Here is a 26,400-nt window from a genome sequence, read left to right as displayed (position 1 = left end):
ACGGCTCCGGCCCGTCGTCGTGACGGCCCCGGCTTGCCGCTGTCTTGCCGCTCTCCTGCCCGCGCAGCGCCGTCGCGCGTAAGATGGACCCTCGTGACTACTTTCCGAAAGACGCCGTTCACCGTGCACGTGCGCGATCTCATCGGCCGTCCGGGGGAGATGCGCGAGCACCGTCTCGACATCGACGCTCCCGAGCAGTACGGCGAGGGGATCGTGGCGGTCCGACAGGGCGCGCCGATCGACGTCGACGTGCGCGTGGAGTCGGTGCACGAGGGGATCCTGGCCAGCGTCGAGGTGTCGGCGGAGGCCGTCGGCGAGTGCAGCCGGTGCCTCACCGACATCTCCCTGCCTGTCGATGTCGAGTTCCAGGAACTTTTCGCGTACTCTTCTGACGAAGCTTTCGACTATGAGGTTCACGACGACCACGTGGATCTTGAACCTCTGGTCAGGGATGCGGTGGTTTTGTCGCTGCCGTTCCAGCCGGTCTGCCGGCCGGATTGTCCGGGCCTCGACCCCGTCACGGGGGAGCGGCTGGCCGATTCCTCCGAGCGCGAACCGGATGCGCCGCACGACCCCAGGTGGGCCGCGCTCGCCGGGTTGAGCGAGACGGGGAACGGTGGGGCCGCAGCGCCCGGAGCTTCCGCAGACAGCGGTGCAGGCCGTCAGGCCGGCACCGAAACCGACTAGCCCCGACTCGGGACACACGTAGAGAAGAGAGAATCATGGCTGTTCCCAAGAGGAAGAAGTCCCGCGCGAACACCCACGCCCGTCGTTCGCAGTGGAAGGCCGAGGTCCCCACCCTGGTCAAGACCGTCGAGAACGGCAAGGTCGTCTACAGCCTCCCGCACCGCGCCAAGGTCGTCGAGGACTCCGCGGGCACCGCGCTGTTCCTCGAGTACAAGGGCCGCAAGGTCGCCGACGTCTGATCCGACTCCTCCGGCGGCCCGTCGCTCCGCGACGGACGTCGAGTGGTCCATGGTGAACCAGACCTCCGCATCACCCTCCAGCGACGACCGGTCGCGTCTGGAGGCCACGCTCGGCGTGAGCCTCGACGGTGAGCTCTTCGAGCTCGCCCTGACGCACCGGTCGTTCGCTTTCGAGCACGGCGGCATCCCGCACAACGAGCGCCTCGAGTTCCTCGGCGACTCGATCCTCGGGCAGGCCGTGACCGTCATGCTCTACACCGAGTACCCCGCCCTGAGCGAGGGCGACTTGGCCAAGCGCCGCGCGAGCCTCGTGTCGACGGTCGCGCTGGCCGAGATCGCCCGCGGCATCGGCCTGGGCGAGTTCCTCCGGCTCGGCCGCGGCGAGGAGCTGACCGGCGGTCGCGAGAAGGCGTCGATCCTCGCCGACACGGTCGAGGCGATCATCGGAGCCGTCTACCTCGGCACCGGCCCCGATGCCGCGCGCGACCTCGTGCTGCGCCTCATCGCTCCACTGCGTGCCGACCCGGGCCGCTTCGGCGTCTCGATGGATCCGAAGACGAGCCTGCAGGAGGCGGCCGCCGAGCACGGCGCTCCCGCTCCCCGCTACGAGATCGCCGCGACCGGCCCCGACCACAACAAGGTCTTCGTGGCGACGGTGATCGTCGGTGGTCTGGTGACCGCCCGCGGTGAGGGGACCAGCAAGAAGGCGGCCGAGATGGCCGCGGCGCTGGACGCCTGGACGCGCCTGGCCGCGCTGCCGCCCGCCTCCGGAGCCTGACGTGCCCGAGCTGCCCGAGGTCGAGGTGGTGCGCGCCGGCCTCGCCCCGGCCGTCACGGGATCGCTCGTGACCGGTATCGAGATCGTCGACGAGCGTTCGCTGAAGCGGCACGTGCATCCGCACGGCACGTTCGAGCGGCTGCTGGTCGGGCGCCGGCTCGCGGGCGCCGTGCGCCGCGGGAAGTTCCTCTGGATGCCCGCGGGCCGCGACGAGGCGCTGCTGGTGCACCTCGGGATGAGCGGGCAGGTGCTGCTGCGCGCCGCGGACGCGCCGCCCGCCAGGCTGACGCGCATCCGGATCGGGATCGAACACCCCGAGCACGGGGAGCTCGCGCTCCACTTCGTGGATCAGCGGATCTTCGGCTCGATGGCGATCGACACGCTCGAGCCCACACCGGACGGGGCTCCGGGCGGCTACTCGGGCGACGGGCCCCTCGGCGACTGGGCCGCGCGCGTCCCCTCGCAGGTGGCGCACATCGCGCGTGATCCGCTCGACCCCTTCTTCGACCTGCCCGCCATCGTGACGGCGCTCGGGCGCCGGAACAGCGGGATCAAGCGGGCGCTGCTCGATCAGACCCTCGTCAGCGGCATCGGCAACATCTACGCGGACGAGTCGCTGTGGGCGGCGGAGCTGCATCCGGAGCGCTCGAGCGCATCGCTGAGCGAGCCGCGCATCCGCCGGTTGTTCGCGGAGGTGCGCTCTGTGCTCGAGCGCGCGCTGGCCGAGGGCGGCACGAGCTTCGACGCGCAGTACGTGAACGTGAACGGGGCGTCGGGGTACTTCTCGCACAGCCTGAACGCCTACGGGCAGACCGGGAAGCCGTGCCCGCGCTGCGGCGAGGCGATCGTGCGGGTGCCGTTCATGAACCGCTCCTCGCACCTGTGCCCGCACTGCCAGCTGCTGCCGCGGGTGGCGTAGGAGCGGAACGTCTGCTGCGAGAGGGGCACAGGCCCTGACAGCCGACAGACCCCTCTCTGAGCTGAGCTTGTGCGGGGAGTGTCAGGCCGCGGCCTTCTCGGGCGCCGGAGCGTGCTTCACGTGCGCGACGAGGTGGCCGAAGAGCGAGGCGATCAGGGTGACCGCGGCCGCGATCGCGAGGCCGAGCCAGAGGCCGACGTTCAGGGCGAGGGCACCGACTCCGGCACCGGCTCCGATCAGCACGACGGCCGCGAGGCGGCGGAACCAGGGCTGGCCCTTGCCGCTGCCGAGCCACGAGTCCGCGGCGAGGCCGGTGATGGTCGACGTGACGACGACGGTGGTGACGTCCTTCACGGCGATGTGGCGGGCGGTCGCCGCCTGCAGACCCATGGCGAGGCCGAGGATCCCGGTGACGGTGAGCGCGAGCGGCTCCGGGTGCTCGGGGACGACGCCGAGGACGATCGCGAGGACGGCCATCAGCAGTCCGACGACGGTGAAGAGCCAGGTGGAGCGGGTGGTCCAGCCCGTCTTCACGGGGCGCAGCACGCGGCCGCCGAGCGCGGCGCCGAGCATGAAGCCGACGAGCGCGATGATCGGGCCGACGACGGGCAGGTCGTCGGCTCCCGCGAGGGCCATGCCGAGGATCACGACGTTGCCGGTCATGTTGCCGGTGAAGACGCGGTCGAGGCCGAGGTAGCCGACGGCGTCGATGATGCCGGTCGAGAAGGTCAAGGCGAGCATGAGGCCGAGGTGGACGTTGTCGGTGCGCGTGCGCAGGCGTCGGAACACGGGGGTCCTGTCGTCGGAGGGAGGGGGAGGCGCCCGCGAGACGCCACGTCGGCACGCTCGCACCGGCGTGTCTCGTGCGGGAGTGCCGTCTCGCGGGGTGGAGCAGGGGCTGAGCTCCGCCGATCCTGCCACGGATGCGCGCGAAGAGACGAAACACGGCTTCGGTACTGTCGGACGGTCGCGGGAGGCTCCCGCGCGGGAAGGCGGGCGGCGCATGCGGTTGGCGGAGTGGGCGGTGCAGCCCGGTGAGTCGATCCCGGAGGGCGTGGAGTACCTGCCCGCGAGTCCCGACGCGGTGCTCTGGGGGCGGCTGCCCTGCGCGAGCGACCGCGCGGTGCTGAGCATCGACTCCGGTACCGAGGTCGTCATCGACACCCTCAGCCACGAGGGCGTGCTGGAGGATCAAGGCCGCGATCCGGTCGCGTTCTTCGGTCGGCACGGCGTCGCTCCCGAGGGGGTGCTGCGCGACGCGATCGAGCTCGCCGCCTCCGGTCCGTTCCGCGACGTCGACGCCGACGGTCCGCACGTCGTCACGGGTCCCATCGCCGTCCGGGGCGCGCGGCCCGGCGACCTGCTGCGGATGACCCTCCTCGAGGCCGAGCCGCGGGTGCCGTACGGAGTGATCTCGAACCGGCACGGGCGCGGCGCGCTGCCGGGGGAGTACCCGCTCGCGGCGGGGCCCTTCAGCGCCTTCGCGCACGTCGAGGACGCAGCGGACGGCGTCCGCCGCGGAGTGCTGCCGCTGGTACCGGGAGGCGAGCGCTCGGCGCGCTTCGAGCTGCACCCGTTCCTCGGGATCATGGGCGTCGCGGTCGCGGGCGACGAGCGCCCCCACTCCGTGCCGCCCGGCCCGCACGGCGGCAACATCGACATCTCGCTGCTCACCGCAGGGACGAGCCTCTACCTGCCGGTGCAGGTGCCGGAGGCGCTCGCGTACGTCGGCGACCCGCACTTCGCGCAGGGCGACGGCGAGGTCGCGCTGACGGCGATGGAGGCGAGTCTCCGCGTCCGGGTCCGGTTCGAGGTGGTGCGGCGCGCCGACGCGCTCGAGGCGTTCGGCGAGCTCGTCGGGCCGCTGGGCGAGACGAGCGAGTTCCTGGTGCCCACCGGGATGGACGCCGACCTCGACATCGCCGTGCAGAACTGCGTGCGCGCGGCCATCGCGCTGCTGCAGGCGCGCTACGGGATGGACGCGAGCCTCGCCTACGCGTATCTCAGCGCCGCGACCGACTTCAACATCTCGCAGGTCGTCGACCTCGTGAAGGGCGTGCACGCCCGCGTGCGGACGGCGGACTTCGATGTCTGACCCGCGCGTGACCTCGCTCGAGGGCGAGCTGCCGGACGGCCTCGTCGACGCGGTCCTCGCCTACGAGGCAGCGCTCGCGGCCGACGACGTGCCGGCGCTGGCGGACGCGTTCGTCCGCGCGCCGACGACGCTCCGGGGCGACGCGTCGGGGCTGCTGGTCGGCCACGACGCGATCACCGGCTTCCGCGGACGGCGCGGCGGGACTCCTCCGCGCGGCCTGGCCGAGCTGCACGTGCGGGCGGTGGACGCCGGCACCGCGCTGGTCGTCACAGTGAACACGCCGTCCCGCGGCGGGCGCGGTCTCGTCACGCAGCTGTGGTCGCTCGACGAGGGCGTCTGGCGGGTGCGCGCCGCGCAGGTACAGGCGCCCGCGCCGGCCCTGGATGCGCGGGTGTGGCGGGTCGTCGGCGCGCCGCTGGTGCCTCCGACCGGCTCGGGCGAGCTGGACGGGCTCGAGATCGCGGTCAAGGACCTCTTCGCGATCGAGGGGCAGCGGATCGGCGCCGGCGTGCCCGCGCGCCTCGCCGAGGCCGCCATCGAGACCGGGACGGCTCCGGCCGTGGCGGACCTGCTCGAGGCGGGGGCGGCCGTCCGCGGTCTCGCGCAGACGGACGAGTTCGCGTACAGCATCGCGGGTCGCAACTCCGGCTACGGGACGCCGCCGAATCCGGCCGTGCCGGACGCGATCCCCGGCGGCTCCTCGAGCGGACCGGCGACCGCCGTCTCGCTCGGCCAGGCCTCCGTCGGGCTCGCGACCGACACGGCGGGCTCGATCCGCGTGCCCGCCTCGTACCAGGGGCTCTGGGGACTGCGGACGACGCACGGCGCCGTGCCCGTGGCGGGGCTGCTGCCGCTGGCGCCGAGCTTCGACACCGTCGGCTGGCTGACGCGGGACGTCCTGACTCTGCAGCGCGTCGCGCGGGTCGGGCTGGCGCGAGCCGAGCAGCACGCTCCGGGCCGCGGAGTCGTCACGGCGCCGGGTCTGCTCGCGGCGGCCGACCCGGCGGTGCAGGAGGCGTTCGCGCGCCGCATCGAGGTGCTGGTCGCCGACGGGGCGCTCGAGGAGCCCGAGAGCGTCGTTCTGCCGCCCATGGCCGAGATGTTCGCCGACTTCCGCACCGTGCAGGCGGCGGAGGCGTGGGCAGCCGACGGCGAGTGGGTCTCGGCGCATCCCGGTGCTCTAGCTCCGGACGTGCAGGGGCGCTTCGATGCGGCGTCCCGGCTGGACGAGGCGACGGTCGCCGCCGCGCGCGAGCGCCTCGACGGCTACCGCTCCGCCCTCGACTCGGCTCTCGGTGACCGGGTGCTGCTCCTCCCGTCCGCCTCCTCGCCCGCCCCACCGCTGGACGCCTCGGCGGAGCGAATCGACGCGGTGCGCACGGCGACGCTGAGCATGACCTGCGTCGCGGGGATCGGCGGCTACCCGGCTCTGTCGGCGCCGCTGCTCTCGGTCGCCGGCGCTCCGGTGGGACTGTGCCTGGTCGGCCCGCGTGGCGCGGACCTCGCCCTCCTCGAGAGGGCGGCCGCGTTCGGCTCCCCGAAACACGGGTGAAACGTCTGTTCCGTAGAATGACCGATTGAAACAGGTCTTCCGCCTGCGTTCCCCGTCCGTGAAGAGGTGGTTCCCATTCCGACCGCGCCCGCGATCTCGACGTTCCTGCCGATCGACCCGCCCCCGCGGCTCCTGATGGGCCCCGGTCCGATCAACGCGGACCCCCGCGTGCTGCGCGCCATGTCGGCGCAGCTGGTCGGCCAGTACGACCCCTCCATGACCGCCTACATGACCGAGACGCAGGAGCTCTACCGCCGCGTCTTCGTCACGGAGAACGAGAAGACGATGCTCGTCGACGGCACCAGCCGCGCGGGCATCGAGGCCGCCCTCGTCTCGATGCTCGAGCCGGGCGACCGCGTGCTCGTGCCGGTCTTCGGCAGGTTCGGCCACCTCCTCCGCGAGATCGCCGAGCGCTGCGGCGCCGAGGTGCACGTGATCGAGGCGGAGTGGGGGCAGGTGTTCCCCGTGTCGGTGATCGCCGAGGCGATCGAGAGGGTCCGCCCGAAGGTGCTCGCGGTCGTGCACGGAGACACCTCCACGACGATGGCGCAGCCGCTCGAGGAGCTCGGCGCGATCTGCGAGAAGCACGGCGTGCTCTTCTACACCGACGTCACCGCGTCCCTCGCCGGCAACCCGTTCGGCGCCGACGAGCTGGGGCTCGACGCCGTCTCGGCGGGGCTGCAGAAGTGCCTCGGCGGCCCCTCCGGCTCGGCGCCCGTGACCTTCTCGGAGCGGGCCGTCGCCGTGATCGAGTCGCGCAAGAGCATCGAGGCGGGAATCCGCGACGAGGGCGACGCGGTCAGCGCGCACCCCGTCCGCTCCAACTACTTCGACCTCGGCATGGTCTTCGACTACTGGGGTCCGCGCCGGCTGAACCACCACACCGAGGCGACCACGATGCTCTACGGCGCGCGCGAGTGCGCCCGGATCATCGTCGAGGAGGGCCTCGAGAACACGATCGCCCGGCACCGGCTGCACGGAGCGGCGATGCTCGCCGGCGTGCAGGGCCTCGGGCTCGAGGTCTTCGGCGACGTCGCGCACAAGATGAGCAACGTCGTCGCGGTCCGGATCCCGGACGGCGTGAACGGCGACGCGGTGCGCGGCGCGATGCTCGAGGACTTCGGCATCGAGATCGGCACGTCGTTCGGGCCGCTCCACGGCAAGGTGTGGCGCATCGGCACCATGGGCTACAACGCCCGCACCGACACGGTCCTGACCACGCTCGCCGCGCTCGAGGCGGTCCTGCGACGCGCGGGCGCCTCCGTCTCTCCGGGCGGCGGGGTGGACGGCGCCTACGGCGTCTACGGGAGCGCGGCGTGAGCGCCGTCGACGCCGCCCTGATCATGGAGCGCTGCGATCTGCTCGCGGCGGTCTCGAGCACGCGCGGGGCGATCGAGCGCGTCTACCTCTCTCCGGAGCACGCCCGTGTCAACGCGATGGCGGCCGCCTGGATGGAGGAGGCGGGCATGCGCACGTGGCAGGACGCCGCCGGCAACCAGTGCGGCCGCTACGAGGGCGCGAGCGCCGGGCAGCCCGCGCTGATGCTCGGGTCCCACCTCGACACGGTGATCGACGCGGGACGCTACGACGGGATCCTGGGCGTGATGCTCGCGATCGGAGTCGTCTCGCGGCTGAACGCCGCCGGCGTCCGCCTGCCGTTCGCGATCGAGGTCGTGGCGTTCGGCGACGAGGAGGGCACCCGCTTCGGCACCGCACTGCTCGGATCGCGCGCCGTCGCCGGCACCTGGGACGAGCACTGGTGGGAGCTCGAGGACGCGCAGGGCACCACGCTCGTCGAGGCGTTCCACGAGTTCGGGCTCGACCCCTCCCGCATCTCGACCGCCGCCCGGGCGGCCGACGACCTGCTCGGCTACCTCGAGGCGCACATCGAGCAGGGCCCGTACCTCGAGGAGGCCGACCGCGCCCTCGGCGTCGTCTCCTCCATCGCCGGCGCCCGGCGGTTCGCCCTCACGCTCACCGGCAAGGCCGGTCACGCGGGCGGAGTGCCGTTCGACCGCCGCCGCGACGCGCTCACGGGGGCAGCGGAGGCGGTGCTCGCGGTCGAGCGGATCGCCCGCGACAACGGCTGCATCGCGACGGTCGGGCGCCTCGAGGCGTTCCCCGGCGCGGTCAACGTGATCCCGGGGAGGGTCGAGTTCAGCCTCGATCTGCGCGCCGAGTTCGACGACGTGCGCGACCGCGTCTGGGACGAGATCCAGCACGCGATGTCCGAGACGGCGCGCCGCCGACGCCTCTCTCTGACCGTCGAGGAGACGCACGGCGCCCCCGCTGTCGTCGCCTCCGATCGGCTGCAGGACGTGATCCGCGAGGGCATCCGCGCGACCGGCGACGAGGAGCCGATGGTGCTCTTCTCGAAGGCCGGTCACGACGCGATGGCGATCGCCGAGCTCACTGAGTACGCGATGCTCTTCCTCCGCTGCGAGGGAGGCGTCAGCCACCACCCGGAGGAGAACGTCACCGAGGCCGACGTGGCCGTGGCACTGGACGCCTTCGAGGCGGCGGTGCACGCCTTCGCGAGGTCGCGCGCGTGACCGGGGCCGCCCCCTCCGACGCCGAGGCGCCGCCCAGCATCGGGCACCGCATCGACGCGGGCTACGCTTCGCTCTCGCGGCAGGAGCAGCGGGCGGCCGACTTCATCCTCGACCACCTCGGCGACCTGGCGATCTACACGGCGACCGAGCTCGCGCAGCACAGCGGAGTGTCCAAGGCCACGGTGTCGCGGCTGTTCCGGCGCCTCGGGTTCTCGAACTCGCAGGAGGTGCGCGAGCACGCCCGCGCGCTGCGCAGCTCGGGAGTCCCGGTCGGCCCCGCCTCGACCGCCGGCGACCCGATCGCCGCGCACCTCGAGAGCGAGCGCGCCAATCTGCAGCGGCTCGCCGCGGCGCTCGGCGACGGACGGCTGGACGCCGCCGTGCGCCTCGTCTCGGACGCCCGCGAGATCGTGGTCGTCGGGATGCGCAACAGCTACCCGGTGGCGCTGCACCTGCGCCAGCAGCTCGCCCAGGCCCGCGCCCGCGTCCGAGTGGCGCCGCAGCCCGGTCAGTCGCTCGGCGAGGAGGTCGTGGGGCTCGGCGCCGAGGACGTCGTCGTGCTGGTCGGCTTCCGCCGGCGCCCCTCCTCCTTCGCCGCGCTCCTCGACGTGCTCGCCGCGCGCGGGGTGCCGGTCGTGCTGCTCGCCGACGCCCAGGCCCGCCGGTTCGCCGACCGGGCGGCGGTCTGGCTCGAGTGCCCCGTCGACAGCGACTCGGCGTTCGACAGCTACGCCGCGGCGATGAGCGCCGTCGCACTACTCGCCTCGGGGGTGCTCGGGGCGCGTCCGCGGGACGCCCGCGAGCGGATCGCCGGGATCAGCACCGTCTACGCGGAGCTGTCCGAGATCGAGGACCGGGCGTGAACGCGGTCGAGGCCGCCGATCTGATCCGGCTGCACGCCCGGCACCCGGTGGGGCGGGTCGCCGAGGACGCGTCCGAGGACGTGCTCGGACGCGTCGAGCTGCTCACGCCGACCTGCGGCGACCGGCTCGCGCTGCGCGTCGTCCGCGTCGACGGCGGTCTGTCGCTCCGCTGGACGGGGCGGGGCTGCGAGCTGTCGCAGGGCTCCGCGTCGATGCTCGTCGACGAGCTCGACGGTCTCGGAGCGGAGGCGCTGGCCGGTCGCGTCGGCGCGCTCCTGACCTCGATGAGCCTGCGGGTCGCGGATCCGGTGCTCGGCGACGAGGCGGCCCTGCTCGCGGTGGCCGCGAATCCGGTGCGCTCGGTCTGCGCCACGCTGGCCTGGCGCGCCCTGCGCGACGCCCTCGCTCAGGCGGGGCCGTCGTGATCGCGGCCGTCGGCGAGGTCGCCGCACTCGACGGCCAGCGCCCCGTGCTCCTCGAGGTGGTCGCGTGCGCCGGAGTCGCCTTGGACCTCCGCGCGGATCGCCGCCCAGTGCGCGCGGCCGATCAGCACCGGATGACCGGGCCGGCCGTCGTGCACGGCTCGAGCGAGGGCCTCCGGACCCGGGGGAGCCGCCGCGAGGACGCGCGCGCCGACCGCGGCGGGCTCCTCCGGCAGGTCCACGAGCGTCACCAGGGCGGCCTCGCCGGTCGCGGCCGCGAGTCCCGCGCGCAACGACGCGGACATCCCGTCGGCCCAGTCCTCGGCGACCACGATCCCGGTCTGCGGAGGGACGAGACGGCGCGCGTCGTCGGCTCCGGCCCCCAGGACCACCAGCACCCGGCCGCAGCCGATCGCCCGCAGCCGCTGCACGGCGAGCTCGACCCACGGAGTGCCGTCCGCATCCCGCCGCAGAGCCTTCGGGCCGCCCGCGCGACGCCCTGCGCCCGCCGCGAGGACGATCCCGGTGACGACGGCCGCATCCATCCCACCATCGTGCCCCACCCCGCCGCCCGACGAGGAGAGACCATGACCACTCCCGCCCCCGCCCCGCTCCGGGACGCCCTGCTCGCCTGCCTCGCCGTGCCCCGCTGGGCCGACGAGGTCGCCCACGGAGCGCCCTACGCCTCGACGGAGGAGCTCGCCGAGGCAGCTGACCGCGTCGCGCGCACGCTGACGACGGACGAGATCGACGCCGCCCTCGCCGACCACCCGCGGATCGGCGAGCGGCACGCCGCCTCGGGACGCGCCTCCGCCTTCTCGGCCGCCGAGCAGGCCGCGAGCGCGTCGAGCGATGAGGACCTCGCCGAGCGCCTGATCGCCGGCAACCGCGCCTACGAGGAGCGGTTCGACCGGGTGTTCCTGATCCGCGCGGCCGGGCGCTCGCGCGCCGAGATCGTCGCCGAGCTCGAACGGCGTCTCACTCTCGACGACGCCGTCGAGCGGGCGATCGTCGCCGATCAGCTCCGCGAGATCACGGTGCTGCGCGTGCGCGCCCTCGGCTCCGAGTCGGGGGCCGTCGTCGAGGAGGCCGCCCGATGAGCGCGCACGCCAGCCACGTCACGACCCACGTGCTCGACGCCGTGCGAGGCCGACCGGCCGAGGGGGTGCCCGTCGTGCTCGAGGCGCGCGCCGACTCCGGCTGGGAGCGTCTCGCCGAGGCGCGCACCGACGCCGACGGGCGCGTCAGCGCGTTCGGCCCGGAGTCGCTGCCCGCCGGTGTCTACCGCGTCGTCTTCGACACCGCCGCCTACTTCGGCGACGCCGAGTCGTTCTACCCCGAGGTCGTCATCGCGTTCCGGCTCGCCGACGAGGGCGCGCACTACCACGTGCCGCTGCTGCTCAGCCCGTTCGCCTACTCGACGTACCGGGGGAGCTGAGCGTGCAGCTCCAGGACGTCCTCGACGCTCCGCAGCTGCGGATCCGGGCCGTGTACACGACCCCCGAGGCGCTCGCGCGGCCCGTGAACTGGACCTTCACCACCGACCTGCTCGACCCGCGCCGCTACCTCGCCCGCGACCAGCTCGTGCTGACCGGCATGATGTGGCGCCGCACCCCCGAGGACAGTGACGCGTTCGTCTCGGCGGTCGCCGCCTCCGGGGCGGTGGCGCTGCTCGCGGGCGAGGGCCTCTACGGCTTCGTGCCCGACGACGTGATCGAGGCGTGCCGCGCGCACGAAGTCGCGCTCTTCGCGGTGCCGGCGGACGTCTCGTTCGCGTCGATCACGGCGCACCTCTCGAACGCCCTGGCGGGGGACCGGGTGGCCCGGCTCACGGCGGGGCTCGCCCGCCAGCGCCAGCTGCTGACCGACGTCTACCGCGGGCAGCTGCTCGACGAGCTGATCGCGCGGACGTCCAGCGAGCTCGGCCGGCCGGTCCGCGTCCTCACCGGGACCGGGCGCGCGGCCGCCGCCGCCGAGCCGCTCGGGCTGACCGAGATCGAGCGCGTGGTCCACGCCGGACTGACCGCGCGGCAGAACCCGGTCACGGTGCCGGACGCGCACGGCGGAACCCTGTCGGTCTTCGCCGTCACCGGCGCCGACGAGCACCGCGCCACGGCCTGGTTCGTCGTGGTCGCCGGCGACTGGAACGGCTGGCACCCGTCCCTGCTCGACGCCGTCACCGAGCTCACCGGAGTGGTGGGGCTCTACCGGCTGCAGCGCGACGCCGAGACGCTCGCCGACACCGCGCTCGCCGACCGGCTGCTCGAGCTCGTCGAGGAGGACAGCGAGCAGCCCGAGACGGCCGTCTACCTCCGTCAACTGGGGCTCGGTGGGGTCGGGCGCTGCGCCGTGATCGCCGCGGGCTTCGACGACGACTCCTCCGCGGATCTCGCCCGCCGGCTGCTGACCGACGCCGCCTCGCACCTGGGTCGGGCGGTCGTGGGCCGCGACGCGGAGGGGCGCGTGGTGGCGGTGCTGCCGGTCGACGCGACCGACGCGATCCCGACCGGAGCGGATCCGCTGGCCGTCGTGACCGCCGCCCTGCGGCGCGTGGGACCGGGGCTCGACGGCCAGGTCCTGCGGGTCGGCACGAGTGCGGCGACCTCGCTCGCGGCACTGGGCGGAGCGCTGCGGTCGGCGCGCTACGGGATGCTGCTGCCGGGCGTCCCCGGTGACGGGTCGCGGGTGCGGATCAACGACGCGGGTGAGGTGACCTCGGCGGTGCAGCTCCTGACCGCGGTGCCGGACCACCTGCGCACCGTGTTCGTGGAGCTCGTGCTGGGCCGCCTGATCGAGCACGACGCGCGCTACAACTCCGCGCTCGTCGCGACCCTGGCGGCGTTCCTGGAGTCGGGCGGGTCGTGGGTGCGGACGGCGGAGCAGACGCACCTGCACCTGAACACGGTGCGCTACCGGATCGCGCGGGTCGAGGAGCTGACTCAGCGGGACCTGTCGAACACGTCGGACCGGGCGGACCTGTTCCTGGCGCTGCAGCTGCGCTGAGGGCGCGGCTGCGGGTGCCCGCTGTGTGCGATTCGCAGGGGATCCGCGGGTCGCCCGATGCCGTGATGCGGAGGAAGGGGCCTTCCCGCGCAGAAGACCTGCAGATCGCGCGGATGCCTGCAGATGGTGCGGATGCCTGCAGATCGTGCGGATGCCTGCGGACCCTACGGACGCCGCGGAGCGCGCCCGCGCTACTCCCGAACGTGTACCTCGCGACCCTGCACGTGCACCGCCGCGATCGCCGGCTCGCGGATCCCCATCAGCAGCGCGAAGAGCAGCTGCGCCGTCCCCGTCTCCTCGTCGTCCGCCCGGATCCCGTGCGCGAGCACGTCCGCCAGCGGCTCCCAGCGCGCCGGCTCGATCCGGAGGAAGTCGGCGTCCTTGCCGACGTCGAGGTTGCCGAAGCGGTCCTCCATGTCGAGCGCTCGGGCACCCGCGAGGGTCGCCGAGAACAGCAGCTCGGCCGGGTGCAGCGCCACCGACGCGTCGCCGGGCTCGGACAGGTGCACCTTGAACGCATCGTTCGCGACGCGCGGCAGGAGCCACTCGTCACCGGCCCCCACGTCGCTCCCGAGCGCCACCGTCACTCCGCTCGCGACGGTGCGCCGCCAGGGCATCGTGCCCGAGCCGAGGAACTGCTGCGACGTCGGGCAGTGCGCGATCGAGGTGCCCGTCTCGGCCATCCGGTGCAGCTCCGCGTCCTGGCAGTGCACCGCGTGCGCGAGGATCGTGCGCCGACCCAGCAGCGACGAGCCGCCGCGCTCGGAGCCCGGGAAGAACAGCCCGTCGTAGGTGTCGAGGTAGCTGCGGGTGCCGAACGAGGCGAGCACCGCGGCGATCTCGCCGTCGCCCGGTCGGTCGTTCTCGTTCAGGTGCGTGTGCACGTACACCCCGCGGACGCGCACGTCGTCGTACAGGTCGCCGAGGGCGCCGAGGGTCGTCGGAGTGACGGAGAGGGAGAACCGCGGCACGATCGCGACCTGCAGCAGCGCCGTCGCGGGATCGCCGGTGTCGACGGCGTGCCAGCGCTCGATCTCGTCGGCGACCAGGTCGATCGCCTCTGCCTCGCCGGTGAGCAGCGGCGCCGCGGAGTCGGGCCCGACGGTCTGCACGCCCCGTCCCGAGACCAGGCGCAGGCCCGCGTCGCGGCTGCGCTCGAACAGGGCGTCCTGCGCGTGCGGGAACGCGGATCCGAAGACCATCGCCGCGGTCGTGCCGGCGGCGATCCGGCGTCGGGTGAAGTCGCGGGCGATGCGGGCGGCGAACGCCTGATCGGCGAGCCGCGCCTCCGCCGGGAAGATCGTGCCGTCGAGCCACTCGAGCAGCTGCCCGCCGCCGTAGCCGTCGAGCGAGTAGGTCTGCGGGAAGTGCACGTGCGCGTCGACGAAGCCGGGCACGAGGATCGCGGAGGAGTCGCCCGTCACCGGCAGGGCTCGGTACGCGTCGGGCAGGTCGGCGTAGCGGCCGGTCCAGGCGATGACGCCCGCGTCGTCCACGACGAGCGCGCCGTCCGGGATCGACACGAGGGACGCGCGCGCCTGCTCGAGCGCGGGCCGGCCGGCGAGGTGCAGGAGGTGCCCGCGGTGGACGGCGGCGGTCACACCAGTCCCGTGTAGGCGTACCAGGCCGGTCCGGCGTCCGGCGCGTCGTCGCGCACGACGCTCGCCTGGATGAGCCCGTACGGGCGGTCGTCGGCGTGGAAGACCTCGTTGTCGTTCGTCACTCCGAACGGCGAGAGGTCGTAGACGAAGTGGTGCTTGTTCGGGGCCGACAGGCGCATCTCGACGATCTGCGGGAACTCCTCCAGCACCGCCTTGCCCATCTCGAACAGGGTCTGCTGCAGCGCCAGCGAGTGCACGGTGGCGAAGCGGCTGATCATCAGGGCCTTCACGCCGGAGTAGACCGCCTCCCAGTCCATCGCGGCGAGCTCGTCCGGAGTGAGCGCGAAGCGCCACTTCGCCACCAGTGACGTGGCCATCACCCGGTCGTTCGTCGGCTGCAGCACCGTGTACGGGTCGGTCAGGAACCCGTGGAACTCCGACCCCGTCGACTTGAGGATCGTGAGGTCCTTGAAGCCGCCGGTGATCCAGATCCGCTGGTCCTCGCCGACGCCCTCGACGGTCACCGAGGCGGTGCGCACCTCCTGACCCTTCCTGACCCAGGTGTGGTCGTGCTCCTGCCCGTCGACGAGCACGCGCTCCCACGCGAACTCCTCGATCTCGACGCGCGCGCCGTGGACGGGCGCGTAGCCGTCGACGAAGTGCCGGGCGAGCTCGAGACCGTAGGCCTCGATCGAGCGCAGCCCCTTCTCCTTGGCGAAGGAGTAGGCGGTCTGCTTCTGCGTGTCGGTGGGCAGCACCGCGGACTGGTCGCCCTCGAGGTGCGCGGCCTCGAAGTCTCCGCGCAGCGCGGTCGAGACGTTGACGTCGTGGATCTCGTGACGCGGGGAGTCGCGGTAGATCCTGACGACGCGGTTCTCGGCCTTCCCGTACTGGTGGTCTCCGAGGATGATCGACATGTCCGCTCCTGTTCGCGTTCGAGGGTGGGCGGCGGCGGGTGCCCGTCTGCCAGGATGCCGCTCCGGAGCCGGCTGCCGCTTCGTCCGAGCGTTCAGCATCACGCGCTCCTCGCGGCCCAGTCTTGTGCGATCCGCCCGGATCCTGCCCCGGACCCGCGGGCGTTCACACGCCCGAAACGCGACCGGAACACGGTGATCAGGGGCGGTCGAGCAGACGGCCGACCGGTGCCTCCGTAGCCGCGTCGATCCGCCGACCGCCGACCCAGGTCCCGGTGACGGCTCCGCGCACCGTCCGTCCGTCGTAGGCCGACACCTTGTTCTTGTGCGCGAGGGCCTCGACGTCGACGCTCGACTGCGCCTCCGGATCGAACGCCACCAGATCGGCGTCGGCGCCCGCCCGCAGCAGGCCCTTCTGGCCCAGGCCCGCGAACGCCGCCGTTCCCGTCGACATCCACGCGACGACCTGCTCGAGCGGGATCCCTCGCTCGCGGGCCCCGGTCCAGACGGCGCGGAAGCTGAGCTCGAGGCCCGAGATGCCGCCCCAGGCGAGGCCGAAATCGCCGTCGTGCGCGAACTTCAGCTCCTTCGTGGCGGGGGAGTGGTCGGAGGCGATGATGTCGATCGTGCCGTCGAGCAGGCCCTTCCAGAGCAGTTCGCGGTTGCGCTCGTCCCGGATGGGCGGGCAGCACTTGTACTGCGTGCCGCCGTCGGGGATCGTCTCGGCGTCGAAGGTCAGGTAGTGCGGGCAGGTCTCCGCGGTGATGCGCAGCCCCTCCGCCTTCGCCTCGCGCAGCAGCGGCAGGGCCTTCGCGGAGGAGAGGTGCAGGATGTGCGCGCGCCCGCCGGTCTCGCGGACCGCCTCGATCACGTGCAGGATCGCGCTGCTCTCGGAGGCGTCGGGTCGGGAGGCGACGAACGCGTCGTAGGAGGTGCCTCCGTCGTTCGTGTGCGCGTCGAGCTCGTCCGGGTCCTCGGCGTGCACGATCAGCAGTCCGTCGAACGCGGCGATCTCGTGCATCGCCTCGAAGAGCTGATCGGTCGAGAGGTGCGGGAACTCGTCCACACCGCTGGGCGACAGGAAGCACTTGAAGCCGAAGACACCGGCGTCGTGCAGCTCGCGGAGGGAGCCGAGGTTGCCGGGGACCGCCCCGCCCCAGAAGCCCACGTCGACCAGCGCCTGCGGACCGGCCGCGGCGCGCTTGGCCTCGAGGCCGGCGACGGTGGTCGTCGGCGGGATCGAGTTGAGCGGCATGTCGAGGAGCGTGGTGACGCCCCCGGCGGCGGCGGCGCGGGTGGCGGACGCGAACCCCTCCCACTCGGTGCGGCCCGGCTCGTTCACGTGCACGTGCGTATCGACGATCCCCGGGATCAGCACCTGCCCGGCGGGCAGCTCGACGACCTCGCGCGCCTCCCACGGGGCGTCGATCGCGCTCACCGCCACGATCAGCCCCTCGGCCACGGCCACGCTGGCGGGCTGGAACCCGTGCTCCGTCAGAACGGCGGAGGAGCGGATCACGAGGTCGAGGGAGGGGGAGTCCGAAGGCATGGATCGACCTTATACTCGGCATGTTTCGTGCGGACGAGCCCTCCCGGCCGACCCCGCGCCCCGGCAGCGCCGCCTCCCACCCGCCGCCCGAGGAGGCCGCCATGCTCGAGCTCGCCGTCCCGATCCTGCAGCGCGTCGACGCGGGCGAGCGGCTCGCGGTGGTGACCGTCACCCACGTGTTCGGCTCGGCTCCGCGCGCCCTCGGCTCGTCGATGGCGGTCGACGGGAGCGGAGCCGCGATCGGCTCGATCTCGGGCGGCTGCGTCGAGGCGCAGGCCTACGCGCTCGCGCAGGAGGTGCTCGGCACGGGCGCCTGGGCGGCCGACCACTTCGGCTTCGACGACGAGGCCGCGTTCTCGGCCGGCCTCTCCTGCGGCGGGCAGCTGCGGGTCTTCGGCCACGCGATCGACGCCGGCTCCGGGGCCGTGCTCGCCGAGCTGCGGGCCGCCCGTGCCGGCCGCCCCGCCGCTCTGGCGATGATCGTCGGCGGGCCGGAGGAGCTCGTCGGCCTGGTGCTGACCGGCGCCACCCGCGCGCAGGACGTGGTCGGCCCCTCCCTCGACGACGCCACGGTGCGCCGGATCCTCGCCGAGCGTGAGGCGCGGCTCCACTCCGGCCGCTCGGCCACGATCGAGATCGACTGCCGGGGTCGAGAGCTCGAGGTCACCTTCGTCGTCAGCGCCGAGAAGCCGCGCCTGCTCGTCTTCGGCGCCGTCGACTTCTCGGCCGCCCTGTGCGCCGCGGGATCGCTGCTCGGCTACCGCGTCACCGTGTGCGACGCCCGCCCGGTGTTCGCGACGGCCGAGCGCTTCCCCGCCGCCGATGAGGTCGTCGTGGAGTGGCCCTCCGACTACCTCGCGCAGACGACGGTGGACGAGCGGACGGTCGTCGCGGTGCTCACCCACGACGAGAAGTTCGACATCCCTCTGCTCGAGCTCGCCCTGACGCTGCCCGTGGGCTACGTGGGCGCGATGGGGTCCCGTCGGACCCACGAGCGGCGGCTGGCCCTCCTCCGCGAGGCGGGGGTGGCCGAAGAGGCGCTCGCCCGGCTGCACTCGCCGATCGGCCTCGACATCGGCGCTTCGACACCGGAGGAGACCGCGGTGTCGATCCTGGCCGAGGTGCTGGCGACGCGGACGGGGGCGTCGGGGGCGCCGCTGCGCGCCGGCGCCGGTCCGATCCACGCCGCGACCGCCTGACCGGTCCTCCGACCGCGGGAAACCGCCGCGAAACACTCCGCTGCCATGCTCGGAGGATGCAGCGCCACATCATCACCGGAGCCCACGTCGCGACCGTCGACGCCGCGGGCACCGAGCATCCGAGCGGCCACGTCGTGGTCGACGACTCGCGGATCGTCGCCGTCGGCGCCGGGGAGGCTCCCGCGTGGGCCGTCGAGGGCCGCGCGCCGACCGGGCTCCCCGCGCAGGAGGCGATGGCGATCACCCGCGTGGACGGACGCGGCCACCTGCTGACCCCCGGACTGATCAACACGCACCACCACCTGTACCAGTGGCTGACCCGCGGCTGGGCGCAGGACTCGATCCTCTTCGACTGGCTCGTGGCGCTCTACCCGGCCTGGTCCCGGATCGACGCGGACCTCACCCGGTCGGCCTCGCTCGGCGCGATGGGCGTGCTCGCCCGCTCCGGCTGCACGACGGTCGGCGATCACCACTACGTCTTCCCCCGCGGCTCGGGTGACATCGTCGGCGGCATCGTCGACGCGGCGTCGACCCTCGGAGTGCGGCTGCACGCGACCCGCGGGTCGATGGACCTCGGCGAGTCGCAGGGCGGGCTGCCGCCGGACTTCGCCGTCGAGACGACCGCGGCGGCGCTCGAGGCGAGCGGGGCGGCGGTCGAGCGCTACCACGACGCCTCGTTCGACTCCATGGTGCGCGTCGCGATCGCGCCGTGCTCGCCGTTCTCGGTCACTCCGGATCTGCTGCGCGAGTCGGCCGTGCTCGCCCGGCAGCTGGGCGTCCGGCTGCACACCCACGGCTCCGAGACGATCGAGGAGGACGCCTACACCCGCGAGGCGTTCGGGATGTCTCCCACCGACTACCTCGAGTCGCTCGGCTGGCTCGGCGACGACGTGTGGATGGCGCACTGCGTGCACCTCGACGACGACGCCATCGCGAAGTTCGCCGCGACCGGCACCGGAGTGGCGCACTGCCCGTCGTCGAACGGCCGACTCGCCGCGGGCATCGCCCCGGTGCCGCAGCTGCTGGCGGCCGGGGTGCCGGTCGGGCTCGGGGTCGACGGAGCCGCCTCGAACGAGTCGGGGCAGCTGGGCATCGAGATCCGCGAGGCCGTGCTGATGAACCGGCTGCGCGCGGGGGCCGACCGGATGAGCGCCCGTCAGGCGCTCTCGATCGCCACGATCGGAGGAGCGCGGGTCCTCGGCCGGCAGGACGAGATCGGCTCGATCGAGGTCGGCAAGCTCGGCGATCTCGCGCTCTGGAAGGTCGACGGGATCGAGCACGCGGGCATCGCGGACCCGGTCGCCGCCCTCGCCCTCGGCTCGCAGCCGCCGCTGTCGCTCCTGCTGGTCAACGGCCGCCCGACGGTCTCTGCGGGCCGACTCGTGAACGCCGACGAGGACGCGATCGCCCGCGAGGTCGCCCGCGCGAGCGCGGACCTCGCAGCCCGCGTCTGACCGCGCGTCCGACTGATCAAGTCACGCAGCGGCTGCCCGCTCCTCGCTGATCGAGTAGCCCGCGGAGCGGGCGTATCGAGATCCACGTCGTCTGGGAGCGGTGGGTCTCGCTACGCCGCCTCCGCGGGGGCGGGCTCAGCCCTGCGGGGCCTGCGCGTCCACCGTGCGGATCGGCGCCGCATCCGGGTGCAGCATCCGCCAGACGCGGTCGCGCGACACCGGCAGCGCGAACGGACGCACGCCGACCGCGTCGCGCATCGCGTTCGCGAGTGCAGGAGCCACCGGGTTGTACGGCGCCTCGCTCATCGACTTCGCCCCGAACGGCCCGAGGTCGTCCGCCGTGTCGGCGAAGAAGACCTCGGTCACGGGCACGTCCGCCATCTGCGGGATGTGGTAGTTCCGCAGGATCGCCGTCGTCACCGTGCCTTCGCCGTCGAGGATCACCTCCTCGTAGAGCGCCGAGCCGATCGCCTGCGCCGAGCCGCCCTCGACCTGGCCGCGGCACTGGTCGGGGTTCAGCACGTAGCCGGCGTCGGCCGCCTGCACGGACTGCAGGATGCGCACCTCTCCGGTGGGCGCGTGCACTGCGACGCGGAAGCCGTGCACGTTGAAGGCGAGCGAGCGCTTCGCGCCGTCCTCGGTGCCGGTCGCGGTGACCGGACCGCCGGCGGCGCGCACCAGCTCGTCGAACGTCACCCGCGTGCCGTCGGGCGCGAGGAGCCCGGAGTCGTCGGGCTCGAAGTCGTCGTGCCCCGTGATCCGCTTGGCGAGCGAGCGCAGGTCGGCGAGCAGCCGCACGGCGGCCGCGTAGACGGCCTTGCCCGCCACCACCGTGCCCGCGCTCCCGAAGGCGCCGGTGTCGTAGCGCGCGGCGGCCGTGTCCGACTGCCGGATGCGCACGCGATCGGCCGAGGCGCCGAACGCGCTCGCGACGAGCTGGGTGTGCACCGTCGTCGTGCCGTTGCCGAACTCGGACGTGCCGACGCCGACCGTCAGGATCCCGTCGGCGTCGACGGTGACCGTCGCCTCCGAGAAGTGGCCGCGCGGAGGGATCGTCGCGATCATCGCGACGGCCATCCCCTCGCCGACTCGCCAGTCCTCACCCGTCGGCGCCGCGACGCCGTTCCCGCGCGCGAGCGCCTGCTCGGTCAGATCCAGGCACTGGTCGAGCCCGTACGAGGCGAAGCCGATGTCGTCGCCCTCGACGTGCGTCACGACGAGCGGATCGCCGGGGCGCACCGCGTTGATCCGCCGCAGCTCGAACGGGTCGATACCGAGCTCGCGGGCGAGCTCGTCCATCGCGGATTCGATGCCGAAGATCACCTGGCCCAGGCCGTAGCCGCGGAAGGCGCCCGACGGGATGTTGTTCGTGTAGACGGCCTGCGCGTCCACCCGCTTGCTCGGCGCGTTGTACACGGCGACCGACTCCGAGGTGCCGTGGAACATCACTCCGGGACCGTGGTTGCCGTAGGCGCCGGTGTCGGAGAGCACGTCGACGCTCAGGGCGGTCAACCGGCCGTCGCGTCGCGCGCCGAGGCGCACGCCGACCCGCATGGGGTGCCGGCACGGCGCCATGGTGAACTCGTCGGAGCGGGTGAACTCGAACTGCACCGGGCGCCCGGTCGCGAGGACCGCGAGGGCGACGACGTCCTCTGTGAGGATCTCCTGCTTGCCGCCGAAGCCCCCGCCGACGCGCGCCGTGAAGACCCGGACGCTGGAGGGATCGCGGTCGAACAGGCGCGCGATCTCGTCGCGGACGAGGAACGGGACCTGCGTCGAGGTGCGCAGCACCAGCTCGTCGCCCTCGAGCCAGCCGATGGTGCCGTGCGTCTCGAGCGCGGTGTGCGCGACGCGGGAGGTCGTCCAGGTGCCGCCGACGACGACGTCCGCCTCGGCGAAGCCCGCCTCGACGTCGCCGTACTCGCCGTGCAGCTCAGCGACGACGTTCGACTCCGGCTTCGCGATGCGCGAGGCGATCGGGTCCTTCTCGCCGTGCAGGAGGGGCGCGCCGGGTGCGCGGGCCTCCTCCGGGTCGAAGACGGCCGGCAGCACCTCGTACTCGACCTCGATCGCGCGGCAGGCGATCTCGGCCTGCGCTACCGACTCGGCGACGACCACGGCCACCCGCTGCCCGCGGAACCGCACGACGGTGTCGAGCATCCGGGTGTCGTCGGGATCGTCGAGACGCGACTCGTGCCGGGCGGTGGAGTAGAGCACGTCGGGCACGTCGTCGGCGGTCAGCACGGCGACCACGCCGGGCAGCTCCCGCGCGGCGCGGGTGTCCATCGACACGATCCGCGCGTGGGCGTGCGGGCTCTGCAGGACCTTCAGGTGCAGGAGCCCCGGGACGGCGACGTCGAGCGTGTACGGCTCCTGTCCCGAGACGATGCGCCGGCCCGCGGGGGCGCCGAGCGAGCGGCCGACCCGCGACTCGTCGGCGGTGGGCCTGCCGGTGCGGCGCACGGGGGTGAGCCCGGTCGGATGCTCGTGATCGCAGCTCGCGATCGCTTCGCCGATCGCCCGGTACCCCGTGCAGCGGCAGAGGTTGCCCTTCATCAGTCGCGGCACGTCGACGGGGTCGGCGCCCTGGATCGCGGTGGCCGTGACGACCATGCCCGCGGTGCAGAAGCCGCACTGGAACGCGCCGGAATCGACGAACGCCTGCTGCACCGGGCCCGGCTCCTCCGGGGTGCCCAGCCCGGCGGCGGTCGTGACCGAGCGCCCCTCGACGCGGTGGGCGGGGTAGAGGCAGGAGTGGAAGGGGGTCCCATCGACGAGCACCGAGCAGGCGCCGCAGTCGCCGGCGTCGCAGCCCTTCTTCACCTCGAAGTGCTCGTGGTCGCGCAGCAGGGTCCGCAGGACCTGACCGGGGCGCGGCGTCGCGTCGATCTGCTCGCCGTTCACGGTGAATCTCATGCGACGCCTCCGTCGGGCTCGGTGCGGGCGAGCTCCTCGCGGATCTCCTCCGCGAGGACGCCGACGACCGCGTGCCGCCAGTCCGCGGCTCCGTGCGGGTCGGTGAACCAGGTGCCGATCCCGTCGATCGCCGCGGCCAGCTCGGGGGCGGACGGCGCCCGGGGGAAGCTCAGCACCTCGGGCCGGATCGTCGCGGCCGTCACCGCGAGCACGAACGCGCCGTCGCGGTCGAGCCGGCCGATGACGACCGCTCCGGATCGGCCCAGCGGCGACAGCGCGATCTTGCGGTAGGCGGTACGGGCGTCCAGAGCGTGCGCCGGGAACTCGATCGATCGGATCACGTCGCCGTGCTCGAGCAGCGTCGTCATGTTCCCGGTGACGAGCTCGGCCACCGGCACGAGGTCGTCGGAGCCGTCGGCCCGCCAGACGAGCGCACAGGCGTCGAGCGCGGCCGCGAGGCTGATCATGGGCCCGGCCGGCAGTGCGTTCGCGATGTTGCCGCCGACGGTCGCGACGTTCCAGATCTTGAACGAGCCGAGCAGCGCCGTGCAGCACTGGAAGAAGAGGCGGTGCGCCGCGCGGCCCGTGTCCGGCATCGCCGCGAGCTCGGCGAAGGTGCACGTCGCGGCGACCGAGAGGCCGTCCGCGCTCGAGCGCAGCGGCTCCCAGCCGAAGCCCTGCAGGTCGAGCAGCTCGTCGAGGTGGTCGTGGGGGAGCGAGAAGACCCAGGAGCCGCCTCCGATGACCGCCGTGCGCGGCCCCATCGCGGCCAGCTCGCCGCGCTCGCGCACCACGCGCACGCGCTGGATCGTGCTGAGGTCCATGCTCCGCCTCTCGCCGGTGCCCGCGGGGTGCGCGCTCCTCCAGTGAACAGCACGCGTGTGACACCCGTGTTACCCGCGCTCGGCGCTCCACCGGCGTCCGGAGCCGCACCCTGGCGGATCCGCCAGAGGCTCAGCCCAGCGACGCCACCCACTCGGAGCTGCCGTCGACGAACGACTGCTCCTTCCAGATCGGCACGGACGCCTTGATGTCGTCGACGAGCGCCGCGCAGGCCTCGAAGGCGGCGGCGCGGTGCGCGGAGGCGACCGCGCAGGCGAGCGCGAGATCGCCGACGACCAGGTCGCCGACCCGGTGCACGGCGGCCACGCGCACCTCGGGGAAGCGCTCGGCGATGCGGCGGGCGGAGTCGGCCAGTGCGGCGGGCGCGTCCGGGTGCGCCTCGTAGGCCAGCCGGAGCACTCCGCGTCCCTCGTCGTGATCGCGGACGACGCCCGCGAAGGTCACGACCGCGCCGTGGGCGGGGGAGTCGACCGCCTGCTCGCACTCGTCGACCGTGATCGCCTCGCGGGCGATGCGGGCGAGGGCGACGCCGTCATCGGACATGGTCGCCGCCTCCCAGCTGGTCGAGGAGATGCCCGATCACCGGGTCGAGGACGTCGATGCCGTCTCGGACGCCGCCCGGCGAGCCGGGCAGGTTCACCACGACGCTGCGACCGGCGACCCCCGCCGTGCCACGGCTCAGCACCGCGGTCGGCACCTTGGCCGCTCCGCGGGCGCGGATCGCCTCGGCGAGTCCCGGCAGGGTCCGCTCGAGCAGCGGTGCGGTCTGCTCCGGAGTGACGTCGCTCGGCGCCACGCCGGTGCCTCCCGTCGTCACGATCACGTCGGCGCCGGAGGTGAGCGCGTCGCCGATCGCCTCGCCCACCGCGTCTCCGTCGGCCACCACGACCACCTCGCCGCTCCAGCCGCGGCTCTCGAACCAGGCCAGCAGCGCCGGGCCCGTGCGGTCCTCGTACACTCCGGACGCGGCGCGGGTGGAGGCCACGACCGCGACGGCGCGGCGTGTCACTCCCTGCTCCACGATCCGCTCCTCCCGCCGTCCTTCGCCAGCACCTGGATGCCGGTGATGACGGCGCCGCGGTCGACGGCCTTGATCATGTCGTAGACGGTCAGCGCCGCGACGCTGACGGCGGTGAGCGCCTCCATCTCGACACCCGTGCGCCCGCTCGTGCGCACCCGCGCCTCGATCCGCACCCGGTCCTCGAGCGTCTCGAGATCGATGTCGACCCCGTCGAGCGCGAGCGGGTGGCAGAGCGGGATCAGGGTCGAGGTGGCCTTGGCCCCCATGATCCCGGCGATGCGGGCGACCCCGAGCGCCTCGCCCTTGGGCAGCTCGCCCTGCTCCAGCAGACGCACCACCTCGGGGGTCGTGACGACGACGCCCTCGGCGACGGCGGTGCGCGAGGTGACGTCCTTCGCTCCGACGTCGACCATGTGCACGGCCCCGTCGCCTCGGACGTGGGTCAGGTTCTCAGTCATCGATCCTCCAGATCTCGACCGTGTCGCCGGTCGCGGCGTGCTCGGTCCCGACCGGGACGTGGATGAGGACGTTCGAGCGCGCGTAGGACGCGAGCAGGTGGGAGCTCGGCCCGCCGACGGGGTGCACGAGGCCCTCGTCGTCGAGGGCTCCCCGCCGGATCTGGTGCAGGTGGGCGGGCGAGTCGAGCGCGGTGCCGAGCCGGGCCCGGAGCCGCGGCCGCTCGGCCGGCGAGCGGCCCGCCAGCGAGCGGAGGACCGGGCGCAGGAACACCTCGAACGAGACGAGGGCGCTCACCGGGTTGCCGGGGAGCGAGACGATCGGCAGGTGCGCGTCCGGCGACACCGCGACCAGGCCCAGGCCCTGCGGGCCGCCCGGCTGCATGGCGACGTGCCCGAACTCGGAACCCGCGGGACCGAGAGCGTCGCGCACCACCTCGTAGGCGCCGGCACTCACTCCGCCGACCGTGATCGCCAGGTCGGCGTCGCCCGCCCGCGAGCGGAGGATCGCCAGCAGGTCCTCGGCGCGGTCGCTGTCGCAGGGAGCCACGACGGGCAGCGCGCCCGCCTCGCGGACCGCCTCGGCGAGCAGCGCGCCGTTCGCGTCGTAGATCTGGGCGGCCTCGAGCTCGGTCCCCGCGGGGCGGATCTCGTTGCCGGTCGGCACGATCAGCACCCGGATCCTGGGCAGCACCTCGACCTCGACGAGACCGAGCGAGGCGAGCAGACCGTAGTGCGCGGCGCGGAGCACGGTGCCGGCCGCCAGCGCGACGGAGCCCGCCGCGGAGTCGCTGCCCCGCGCGCGCACGAAGGTCGTCGGAGTGACGGGGGCCGCGAACGCGACGCGGGCGCCGGTCGCCGACGCGCCGGGGAAGCGCGGCGGGTCGACCCGCTCGATCGGCACGACGGCGTCGGCGCCCACCGGGAGGGGCGAGCCGGTCATGATCGGCACGGCGGTGCCCGGCGAGTGCCGCGGCGCGCTCTCGCCGGCGGGGACCGGCGCGGCGACCGGCAGCACGACCGGGGCGCCGGCGGACGCCTCGTCCAGGTCCGCCGCCCGCACGGCGTAGCCGTCCATCTGCGAGTTGTCGAAGCGGGGGAGGTCCAGCGGCGAGTGCACGGTGCGGGCGAGGACGCGCCGGTCGTAGGCACCCGGATCCGCCGCCACACTCCTCGGGTCGAGCGACAGGGCCTCGCGGGCACCGCGCGCCGCGAGCGGGGCCAGCAGAGCGCGCACCCGGGCGGCGTGGATGTCGATCGAGGTCATCGGGTCCTCTCGGCGGGTCCCCCACGAGGGGTGGGCGGGTTCCCTATCTTGCCGGGTCGCACACGGTTCCG

General features: G+C 73.6%; 26 protein-coding genes. 15 read left to right on the top strand and 11 right to left on the bottom strand.

All coding sequences use genetic code 11. The features are described 5' to 3' along the window. The first annotated feature begins 93 nt into the window (after positions 1-93). From ASF48_RS13730 to mutM, 4 genes are read left to right on the top strand one after another with little or no spacing between them, the layout of a single operon-like run. Positions 94-687, top strand: a complete 594-nt coding sequence (locus ASF48_RS13730) for a YceD family protein (protein WP_235577255.1) — start codon at positions 94-96, stop codon at positions 685-687. Between the two features lie 35 nt (positions 688-722). Beyond that, complete coding sequence (rpmF, locus tag ASF48_RS13725; protein WP_055792711.1) at positions 723-926, top strand: 50S ribosomal protein L32; 204 nt, start codon at positions 723-725, stop codon at positions 924-926. A gap of 49 nt (positions 927-975) precedes the next feature. Beyond that, positions 976-1,704 carry a ribonuclease III gene (rnc, locus tag ASF48_RS13720; RefSeq protein ID WP_055792708.1) on the top strand — a complete coding sequence of 243 codons (729 nt, stop codon included), beginning with the start codon at positions 976-978 and terminating at the stop codon, positions 1,702-1,704. 1 nt (position 1,705) lies between these two features. Next, positions 1,706-2,623, top strand: a complete 918-nt coding sequence (gene mutM / locus ASF48_RS13715) for a bifunctional DNA-formamidopyrimidine glycosylase/DNA-(apurinic or apyrimidinic site) lyase (protein WP_055792705.1) — start codon at positions 1,706-1,708, stop codon at positions 2,621-2,623. Between the two features lie 81 nt (positions 2,624-2,704). Here the strand turns inward: mutM and ASF48_RS13710 are convergent, their stop codons facing one another. Continuing rightward, positions 2,705-3,412 carry a YoaK family protein gene (locus ASF48_RS13710; RefSeq protein WP_327205444.1) on the bottom strand — a complete coding sequence of 236 codons (708 nt, stop codon included), beginning with the start codon at positions 3,410-3,412 and terminating at the stop codon, positions 2,705-2,707. Between the two features lie 214 nt (positions 3,413-3,626). Here ASF48_RS13710 and ASF48_RS13705 point away from each other — a divergent pair, with 214 nt between their 5' ends. The 6 genes from ASF48_RS13705 to ASF48_RS13680 all read left to right on the top strand — a co-directional run bounded on the left by ASF48_RS13705 (position 3,627) and on the right by ASF48_RS13680 (position 10,110). After that, positions 3,627-4,718 carry an acetamidase/formamidase family protein gene (locus ASF48_RS13705; protein ID WP_055792702.1) on the top strand — a complete coding sequence of 364 codons (1,092 nt, stop codon included), beginning with the start codon at positions 3,627-3,629 and terminating at the stop codon, positions 4,716-4,718. Then, positions 4,711-6,270, top strand: a complete 1,560-nt coding sequence (locus ASF48_RS13700) for an AtzH-like domain-containing protein (RefSeq protein ID WP_055792699.1) — start codon at positions 4,711-4,713, stop codon at positions 6,268-6,270. Before ASF48_RS13705 ends, ASF48_RS13700 begins: the two co-directional genes overlap by 8 nt. Before the next feature lie 135 nt (positions 6,271-6,405). After that, positions 6,406-7,590, top strand: a complete 1,185-nt coding sequence (locus ASF48_RS13695) for a pyridoxal-phosphate-dependent aminotransferase family protein (RefSeq protein WP_082481525.1) — start codon at positions 6,406-6,408, stop codon at positions 7,588-7,590. Further along, the gene (locus tag ASF48_RS13690) at positions 7,587-8,822 is read left to right on the top strand and encodes an allantoate amidohydrolase (protein WP_055792696.1); all 1,236 of its coding nucleotides are present in this window, start codon (positions 7,587-7,589) and stop codon (positions 8,820-8,822) included. The genes ASF48_RS13695 and ASF48_RS13690 overlap by 4 nt, the downstream gene beginning before the upstream one ends. Further along, positions 8,819-9,685 (top strand): MurR/RpiR family transcriptional regulator, encoded by an 867-nt coding sequence (locus ASF48_RS13685; RefSeq protein ID WP_055792693.1) that lies wholly within the window; start codon positions 8,819-8,821, stop codon positions 9,683-9,685. Before ASF48_RS13690 ends, ASF48_RS13685 begins: the two co-directional genes overlap by 4 nt. Further along, complete coding sequence (locus ASF48_RS13680; protein ID WP_055792691.1) at positions 9,682-10,110, top strand: iron-sulfur cluster assembly scaffold protein; 429 nt, start codon at positions 9,682-9,684, stop codon at positions 10,108-10,110. Before ASF48_RS13685 ends, ASF48_RS13680 begins: the two co-directional genes overlap by 4 nt. On the opposite strand, the gene ASF48_RS13675 is transcribed toward ASF48_RS13680, so the two are convergent. Then, positions 10,092-10,652 (bottom strand): nucleotidyltransferase family protein, encoded by a 561-nt coding sequence (locus tag ASF48_RS13675; protein ID WP_055792688.1) that lies wholly within the window; start codon positions 10,650-10,652, stop codon positions 10,092-10,094. The genes ASF48_RS13680 and ASF48_RS13675 overlap by 19 nt on opposite strands. A gap of 42 nt (positions 10,653-10,694) precedes the next feature. Here ASF48_RS13675 and uraD point away from each other — a divergent pair, with 42 nt between their 5' ends. The 3 genes from uraD to ASF48_RS13660 are packed head-to-tail and all read left to right on the top strand — an operon-like array spanning position 10,695 to position 13,110. Then, on the top strand, positions 10,695-11,207 hold the full coding sequence (gene uraD / locus ASF48_RS13670; protein ID WP_055792685.1) for a 2-oxo-4-hydroxy-4-carboxy-5-ureidoimidazoline decarboxylase: 513 nt from the start codon (positions 10,695-10,697) through the stop codon (positions 11,205-11,207). Next, on the top strand, positions 11,204-11,545 hold the full coding sequence (uraH, locus tag ASF48_RS13665; protein WP_055792682.1) for a hydroxyisourate hydrolase: 342 nt from the start codon (positions 11,204-11,206) through the stop codon (positions 11,543-11,545). The genes uraD and uraH overlap by 4 nt, the downstream gene beginning before the upstream one ends. A gap of 2 nt (positions 11,546-11,547) precedes the next feature. Beyond that, positions 11,548-13,110: a helix-turn-helix domain-containing protein gene (locus tag ASF48_RS13660; protein WP_055792679.1), complete on the top strand. Its 1,563-nt coding sequence runs from the start codon at positions 11,548-11,550 to the stop codon at positions 13,108-13,110. A gap of 191 nt (positions 13,111-13,301) precedes the next feature. Here ASF48_RS13660 and ASF48_RS13655 read toward each other — a convergent pair whose 3' ends face one another. From ASF48_RS13655 to allB, 3 genes are all read right to left on the bottom strand, one after another. Further along, complete coding sequence (locus ASF48_RS13655) at positions 13,302-14,711, bottom strand: amidohydrolase family protein (protein WP_055792676.1); 1,410 nt, start codon at positions 14,709-14,711, stop codon at positions 13,302-13,304. After that, the gene (gene pucL / locus ASF48_RS13650) at positions 14,708-15,628 is read right to left on the bottom strand and encodes a factor-independent urate hydroxylase (protein ID WP_055792674.1); all 921 of its coding nucleotides are present in this window, start codon (positions 15,626-15,628) and stop codon (positions 14,708-14,710) included. The genes ASF48_RS13655 and pucL overlap by 4 nt, the downstream gene beginning before the upstream one ends. A 196-nt stretch (positions 15,629-15,824) precedes the next feature. Continuing rightward, on the bottom strand, positions 15,825-17,174 hold the full coding sequence (allB, locus tag ASF48_RS13645; RefSeq protein WP_055792670.1) for an allantoinase AllB: 1,350 nt from the start codon (positions 17,172-17,174) through the stop codon (positions 15,825-15,827). A gap of 20 nt (positions 17,175-17,194) precedes the next feature. Here allB and ASF48_RS13640 point away from each other — a divergent pair, with 20 nt between their 5' ends. Both ASF48_RS13640 and ASF48_RS13635 read left to right on the top strand, forming a co-directional pair. Then, positions 17,195-18,373 carry an XdhC family protein gene (locus tag ASF48_RS13640; protein ID WP_235577254.1) on the top strand — a complete coding sequence of 393 codons (1,179 nt, stop codon included), beginning with the start codon at positions 17,195-17,197 and terminating at the stop codon, positions 18,371-18,373. A 56-nt stretch (positions 18,374-18,429) separates the two neighbouring features. Continuing rightward, positions 18,430-19,827, top strand: coding sequence for an 8-oxoguanine deaminase (locus ASF48_RS13635; protein ID WP_055792664.1), 1,398 nt, complete (start codon positions 18,430-18,432; stop codon positions 19,825-19,827). A gap of 135 nt (positions 19,828-19,962) precedes the next feature. On the opposite strand, the gene ASF48_RS13630 is transcribed toward ASF48_RS13635, so the two are convergent. From ASF48_RS13630 to ASF48_RS13605, 6 genes are all read right to left on the bottom strand, one after another. Beyond that, on the bottom strand, positions 19,963-22,743 hold the full coding sequence (locus ASF48_RS13630) for a molybdopterin-dependent oxidoreductase (protein ID WP_055792661.1): 2,781 nt from the start codon (positions 22,741-22,743) through the stop codon (positions 19,963-19,965). Continuing rightward, positions 22,740-23,567, bottom strand: coding sequence for an FAD binding domain-containing protein (locus ASF48_RS13625; RefSeq protein ID WP_055792657.1), 828 nt, complete (start codon positions 23,565-23,567; stop codon positions 22,740-22,742). Before ASF48_RS13625 ends, ASF48_RS13630 begins: the two co-directional genes overlap by 4 nt. A 130-nt stretch (positions 23,568-23,697) precedes the next feature. After that, positions 23,698-24,129, bottom strand: a complete 432-nt coding sequence (locus ASF48_RS13620) for a molybdenum cofactor biosynthesis protein MoaE (protein WP_055792655.1) — start codon at positions 24,127-24,129, stop codon at positions 23,698-23,700. Further along, entirely contained in the window at positions 24,119-24,595 is a 477-nt protein-coding gene (locus ASF48_RS13615) for a MogA/MoaB family molybdenum cofactor biosynthesis protein (protein ID WP_055793191.1), read from the bottom strand. The genes ASF48_RS13620 and ASF48_RS13615 overlap by 11 nt, the downstream gene beginning before the upstream one ends. After that, a complete protein-coding gene (gene moaC / locus ASF48_RS13610) occupies positions 24,592-25,065 on the bottom strand; it encodes a cyclic pyranopterin monophosphate synthase MoaC (protein WP_055792652.1) in 474 nt (157 codons plus the stop codon). The genes ASF48_RS13615 and moaC overlap by 4 nt, the downstream gene beginning before the upstream one ends. Next, positions 25,058-26,329 (bottom strand): molybdopterin molybdotransferase MoeA, encoded by a 1,272-nt coding sequence (locus ASF48_RS13605; protein WP_055792650.1) that lies wholly within the window; start codon positions 26,327-26,329, stop codon positions 25,058-25,060. Before ASF48_RS13605 ends, moaC begins: the two co-directional genes overlap by 8 nt. Between the last annotated feature and the right edge of the window lie 71 nt (positions 26,330-26,400).

The sequence above is a fragment of the Rathayibacter sp. Leaf299 genome (genome assembly GCF_001423055.1).
GTDB classification, from domain to species: Bacteria; Actinomycetota; Actinomycetes; order Actinomycetales; family Microbacteriaceae; genus Rathayibacter; species Rathayibacter caricis.
The sequence above is the reverse complement of the archived record's forward strand: the minus strand, read 5'-3'. Positions and strand labels throughout refer to the sequence as shown.